We start from the raw sequence: 5535 nt of genomic DNA on the forward strand, positions 1-5535 counted from the left end.
CCAAAGAGCCGAGCGCAGCGAAGCGCGCCGCACGAAATAGCCGTGGCTCACAGCCGCTGCGAAATCTCTAGCAGCGGCTTGATGCTGGACCCAAAGCGGCTCATGGAAGCATGGTTCTGCTCCAGCTGGCTGTAAGGCAAGTACCGGATTCCAAGCTCCGACACCCTGGAGAAGGCAGGCCTTTGAAGTTGCTCAGCGACCTTGTCTCTGCGATTGTCTGGAGCCACCAGAAACAGCGCACAGTTGCCTGCAACCGGCGTGCCCAAGGCCAGATCGAGCATGCGGACGATGCCCGAATAGATGGACGTGGTGTGTTCGACTTCGAATGCGGCGGCGAATTGCGAGGTCTGGGGATCAACCCATACAACATCGATCAGTCGCACGGACTCCAGTCCTCGGTCCAGGCTGGCGGGCAACTGCGCCATGCATCCATCTCCCAGCAACCCCCCGCCATGGGCGCGGCCCCGGTCGTTGGACGCTATCCAGACCTCAAAGCCGAGGGCCTTGCCCAGGTCGCGCAGCGAAGCCTGGACACCCGTGTGCGTCGCATCACTCTCGGTCGCTTGGGACAGTTCCCGTTGCAATGCGGTGGATTCCTGGCGCACACGTTCAAGGTCTTCTTGCCAGAGAGCTGTCGCCGCTGCATCTATTGCTTGTGGCGGCGCTGCATATCGGCCACTGCCAATGTCAAACATGAGTCCTGCAATCGCGCCCAGATCATTCGACAGTTTCAGCCGGTACTGCGCGTTCAGGCGCAGCAAGCCCTCCCGCATGGAGAGATAGTGCTCCCAGCGCCCGAGCTTCACGCGCCCCCCGGTCACCGCGTTGAACCCGTTGACGATGGCCGTGTTGAAGGGAGAGACCAGCGTTGGGTGGATGAAATACAGCAAGTTGGCGACTGCTGGGCCCAAGCCTTTGATGCCAATTGCATCAATGCGCTGTATGGCGGCCACTACGTCTTCTGCGCAGTCACAGTGATCGCAAGTGTGAAGAAGATCTGCGAAGGCGAGCTGGTTGCTCGTGTTCTCGTAGATGTCCGGAATCCGCAGCTTGGGTTTCCAGAGGAAAGCGTGGTCCGCACCCTTGAAGATCTGGCGCTGCTCCGCCACGGACCCGACGATTGTCTCCAGCGAGGAGCCTCGGTAGGCGTTGCCAAACGTTCCGGCCCGGATGTCCTCCACCACTTGCGCAATGCCTCGGCGAATGGAGCGGAAGTTCTTGATCCGCTGATCCCACAAGAACCAGGTGTTGTAGGTGCTGCTGGGATCTGCCTTCCAGCAGTCAATGAGGGTGGCCAGGGGGTCATGCATCTGTTGTGAGGCGCTTGCCAATGTTCTGAGCACTGGGGAAATACATCGAAAAACAAGTCCTGCCATCGGCCGAACTCACAGAGATGCGGCCTCGGTGCGCATGAACAATCGCCTGGGTGATAGACAAGCCCAAGCCCGCACCGTCGGAGTCCAGTTGCTTGCGCGACTTGTCTGCCCGAAAGAAGCGGTCGAAAAGGCGGGGGATCATCTGCGCGTCGATGGAAGGTCCAGTGTTGACTACATCCACGGTGGTTCCGTGAACGTCCCCTTGAATGTCAACGACCACCTGTTCTCCAGGGGGGGTATAGCGAATGGCGTTGGACAGGAGATTGCTCAGCGCCCGACGCAGCATCAACCGATCGCCAGTGATCTCTGCCGCCCCAATAAGCTGCAGACCGACCTGCTTTTCTTCGGCAAGGGCCTCGTAGAAGTCAAACAGGGCCTGTGCTTCGTCGTGGACAGCAATTTTTTCCGTACTGGGAAGAATGAGTCCGTGGTCGGCTTTCGCCAGGAACAACATGTCAGCCACCATGCGGGCCAGGCGCTGGTACTCCTCGGCGTTGGAGGCCAGTATGTCCTGATACTCCTCAGAGGCGCGAGCCTGGCTGAGCGTGACCTGGGTCTGTGTCATCAGATTGTTGATCGGCGTACGCAGCTCGTGAGCCAGGTCCGAAGAAAACTCGGACAACCGGTCGAACTCCTCCTTCAGGCGCCGGAGCATCTCGTTGAGGGTGGTCGCCAGGTCGGCCATCTCCACCGGAAACTCCTCGGTTGGCATCCGCTCGTCCAGCCGCTGCGCCGTGATCGCCATGGCGCGAGACCGCATGGTCCGAAGTGGGGCCAAGCCATTCTTTGCGGCCCACCAACCCAGTATTCCCGCCACCAGAGTGGCTAACGCCACGTAACCCACTAGCGTCTGAATCAAGGCGTACATGAAGTGCTTGTGGTGGGCAATGTCAACTGCCACCCAAACCTGCAGCGGCGGCTCGGCGGAACCTGGCAACGTCACAGATGCTGACATTCCTCGGTACTCCCGCTCTGCGGTTTTCCAGGATGCAACCCCCAGTCGGGCCTGCTGGGTCTGGGCGATGAGGTCCTCTGGAAACTGGAAATCCGGAGTCGCGTAGAGCGGATCTCTGTCACGGAAAACGCTGACAAAAAGGCCCTCATGGCTGTGCAAAACGTCGTCCAGCCGAATTTTGAGGTCCTGCGGTGACGTGGATTTTCCTATCACCTCACGTGTGAGGTGAATTTTGTCGCGCAGAGCATCGCGGTCGAGTTCCACAAAATGCCGGTCAATGGAAATGGCAACAAGTGTCCCCAGGCCAACAAGCACGAGCCCGGAAGCCAGCGTAAAAAAGACTGTCAGTCGTGTCGTGAGCGAGTACCGAGCTATCACACATTCTCCTGGGGTGCCTCAAGCACATAACCCATGCCTCGCACCGTCTGAATCAGCTTGGCGTCATAGGCATCGTCAATTTTGGCCCGAAGCCTGCGCATTGCCACCTCGACCACGTTGGAATCGCTGTCGAAATTCATATCCCACACCTGCGACGCGATCAGAGAGCGAGGCAAAACCTCCCCTTGGCGACGCATCAGCAGCTCCAGCAGCCCGAATTCCTTGGGTGTGAGGTCGATGCGTTTGCCGGACCTGCTGACTCGACGCCGCAGAAGGTCCAGTTCAAGATCTGCCACCTGCAGAATAGTCACCTCGGCGCCACTGCGGCCGCGCCTCAGTATGGTCCGTGCCCTTGCCAGCAATTCGGCAAAAGAAAACGGCTTGACCAGATAGTCGTCTGCGCCCAACTCTAGGCCTTTGACGCGATCCTGAACCTGGTCCTTTGCCGTGAGAAATAACACGGGCATCTCAAGGCCACGGCGACGCATATTGGTGAGGACCTGCCAGCCGTCCATCCGAGGGAGCATCACATCCAGGATCACCAGATCGTAGTCTTCCTCTTGAGCCAGACGCAGGCCATCGACACCGTTGTGAACCAGATCTGCGTTGAATCCTGCTTCACGCAAGCCTTGACGCAGGTATTCCCCGGTTTTGAGTTCATCCTCAACGATCAGTATCTTCACGAGACCTCCTTGGCTCTGCAAGAGGTCGCCAGTGTGCCTGCAGATTTCTGCCTTTCTTGAACATGACAAATATGTAATCAAGCCGTTATGTCTTTGGAAGCCAATAACTCACACAATGCGTTGCATCAAAACGCATGGTGAATCTATGAGAAATTCTTGGCTTTCACGACTTAACTCAATCCCCTGGCTGGCCGCAGCACTGCTGGCACCTTCTCTGGCACTTGCTCAGATGCCGGACGGTGCCTCCGAGAAGGTGGATTACCAACTCTCGTACCGTTCAGCTCTCACGGGCTATGAGGTTTACAAGGAGCAATCCGTACAGCCTTGGAAGGCCGCCAACGACAAAGTGGGTGAAATCGGAGGATGGCGGGCCTATGCCAAGGAAATGCGCCAGTCCGCACCCGCAGCGGGCCAGGACCAACCAGCCCAAGGCCATGACGCACACCACGGGGGCAAACAATGAGCCGCCCCCTGCGTATGCCCCGCGCCAAACTCGTGATCGCTGTTGCCGCAGTTGCGGTTTTGTCTGGCTGTGCCAGCGTGAACCTGGAGCAAAACATCTCCAGCGCCAACGCAGCAACCAGCAGTTTCACGGACGGCAAACTCACCTTGGCCCGAGCCAAGAATGAGCAAGAGGCCTTGCGCCGGCGTGCCTCGGACTTGTTGGCCAAACCGCTCAGTCAACAGGATGCCGTTCAACTCGCTCTGGTCAATAGCCCGTCCCTGCAAGCCATCGTGGCTCAAAACTGGGCAGATTCTTCTACGGCAGCCCAGTCGGGTCGCATTGCCAACCCCATTCTGAGCCTGGAGCGCGTTCGCCTGGGCAGCGAGACGGAGATCGGCCGCATCCTGTCCTTCGGCCTGCTGGACCTGCTGACCTTGCCGACACGCAAAGGCATCGCCGAGCAGCGCATCAAGCAGACCCAGTTGCGCCTGAGCAGCGACGTAGTGGACCAAGTCACGCAGGTACGTCAGGCCTGGGTCCGGGCTGTCGCCGCGCAACAGACACTGGCATACACCCAACAGGTCGTCGCAAGTGCTCAAGCCAGCGCTGAGTTGGCCAAGCGCATGCAGGCGGTGGGCAATTTCAACAAGCTCGATCGTGTGCGCCAGCAAGCGTTCTACGCCGACACTGCGACCCAGCTTGCCAGTGCGCAGCACCAGGTCACGGCAGCCCGTGAGGAGCTGGTGCGGCTGCTAGGCCTGGACGATAGCCAAGCCCAACAGCTCAAGTTGCCTGAACGCCTTCCCACACTTCCCAAGGAGCCGCTGTCTCCATCGGACGCTGGCCGTCAGGCTTCGAAGGGTCGGCTGGATCTGCAGATCGCGAAGGCTGACTACGACGCAGCTGCACGCGCGCAAGGCTGGAACAGGATCACGACCTTCACAGACATCGAGTTGGGCGTGCGGCGCGACTCTGTCTTTGATGCCGCCGAGAACACCCACTCCACGCGGCGCGGCTTCGAGATCAGCCTGCAGCTGCCGATCTTCGACTGGGGTGGAATGCGGCGCGACGCCATGAATGCGCAGACCCTGGCTGCGGCCAACCGCCTGGAAGCAACCGCACGCGCGGCGGGTTCGAACCTTAGGGAGAGCTACTCCGCGTACCGCACTGCATATGACATCGCGCGTCACCACCGCGACGAGGTGATTCCCCTGCGAAAAACCATCTCCGAAGAAAACCAGCTTCGCTACAACGGGATGCTGATCAGCGTTTTCGAGTTGCTTGCCGACTCCCGCGACCAGGTGAACTCGGTGATGGCGGCCCTGAACGCCGAACAGCAGTTCTGGCTGGCGGACGCCGCCCTTCAGGCCTCTCTCATCGGCAAGCCCACCAGCGCTGGCGTCTCGGGCGGTGGCGCAGCCGCTGCCGAAGCCGGTGCAGGCCACTGATCCCCTCAAGGAAACCAACATGAATTCAAGAAGAGATTTTTTCCGGTTTGCTGGCATTGCCGGAGGGGCCGTGGCCGCAGCGAGTGTGAGCCGCGTGGCAATGGCCGCACTGCCAGAACCCGTGTACCAGACAAGCGCAGACACCATGGCGCCGCTGGTGCCCAACTCCGGGCGCCCCTACAACCCGGTGGTCACGCTCAACGGCTGGACGCTGCCCTGGCGCATGAACCAGGGGGTCAAGGAGTTCCAC

General features: G+C 59.8%; 6 protein-coding genes. 3 read left to right on the top strand and 3 right to left on the bottom strand.

Going from position 1 to position 5535, the window contains the following annotated elements; all coding sequences use genetic code 11:
* Positions 1-47 precede the first annotated feature (47 nt).
* Genes ACN4F8_RS04930 through ACN4F8_RS04940 form a run of 3 tightly spaced genes read right to left on the bottom strand, consistent with a single transcriptional unit; the run spans position 48 to position 3392 of the window.
* Positions 48-1310 carry a type II restriction endonuclease gene (locus ACN4F8_RS04930; RefSeq protein ID WP_419472519.1) on the bottom strand — a complete coding sequence of 421 codons (1263 nt, stop codon included), beginning with the start codon at positions 1308-1310 and terminating at the stop codon, positions 48-50.
* Positions 1303-2709: a heavy metal sensor histidine kinase gene (locus ACN4F8_RS04935; protein ID WP_108499958.1), complete on the bottom strand. Its 1407-nt coding sequence runs from the start codon at positions 2707-2709 to the stop codon at positions 1303-1305. The genes ACN4F8_RS04930 and ACN4F8_RS04935 overlap by 8 nt, the downstream gene beginning before the upstream one ends.
* The gene (locus ACN4F8_RS04940) at positions 2706-3392 is read right to left on the bottom strand and encodes a heavy metal response regulator transcription factor (RefSeq protein ID WP_288853535.1); all 687 of its coding nucleotides are present in this window, start codon (positions 3390-3392) and stop codon (positions 2706-2708) included. Before ACN4F8_RS04940 ends, ACN4F8_RS04935 begins: the two co-directional genes overlap by 4 nt.
* Positions 3393-3507: 115 nt before the next feature.
* Between ACN4F8_RS04940 and ACN4F8_RS04945 the strand changes: the two genes are divergently transcribed.
* The 3 genes from ACN4F8_RS04945 to ACN4F8_RS04955 form a co-directional block, all read left to right on the top strand.
* Positions 3508-3855, top strand: coding sequence for a hypothetical protein (locus ACN4F8_RS04945; RefSeq protein WP_419472520.1), 348 nt, complete (start codon positions 3508-3510; stop codon positions 3853-3855).
* Complete coding sequence (locus ACN4F8_RS04950) at positions 3852-5285, top strand: TolC family protein (RefSeq protein ID WP_108499795.1); 1434 nt, start codon at positions 3852-3854, stop codon at positions 5283-5285. The genes ACN4F8_RS04945 and ACN4F8_RS04950 overlap by 4 nt, the downstream gene beginning before the upstream one ends.
* 19 nt (positions 5286-5304) lie before the next feature.
* A partial coding sequence (locus tag ACN4F8_RS04955; protein ID WP_419472521.1) for a twin-arginine translocation signal domain-containing protein occupies positions 5305-5535 on the top strand: 231 nt, incomplete at its 3' end.

The sequence above is a fragment of the Hydrogenophaga sp. genome (genome assembly GCF_048549895.1).
GTDB lineage: Bacteria > Pseudomonadota > Gammaproteobacteria > Burkholderiales > Burkholderiaceae_C > Hydrogenophaga.

Excerpts from the sequence above, each read along its gene's own strand:
- ACN4F8_RS04945 (WP_419472520.1), top strand. The coding sequence starts at position 3,508 with ATGCGTTGCATCAAAACGCATGGTGAATCTATGAGAAATTCTTGGCTT.
- ACN4F8_RS04930 (WP_419472519.1), bottom strand. The coding sequence starts at position 1,310 with ATGCATGACCCCCTGGCCACCCTCATTGACTGCTGGAAGGCAGATCCC.
- ACN4F8_RS04950 (WP_108499795.1), top strand. The coding sequence starts at position 3,852 with ATGAGCCGCCCCCTGCGTATGCCCCGCGCCAAACTCGTGATCGCTGTT.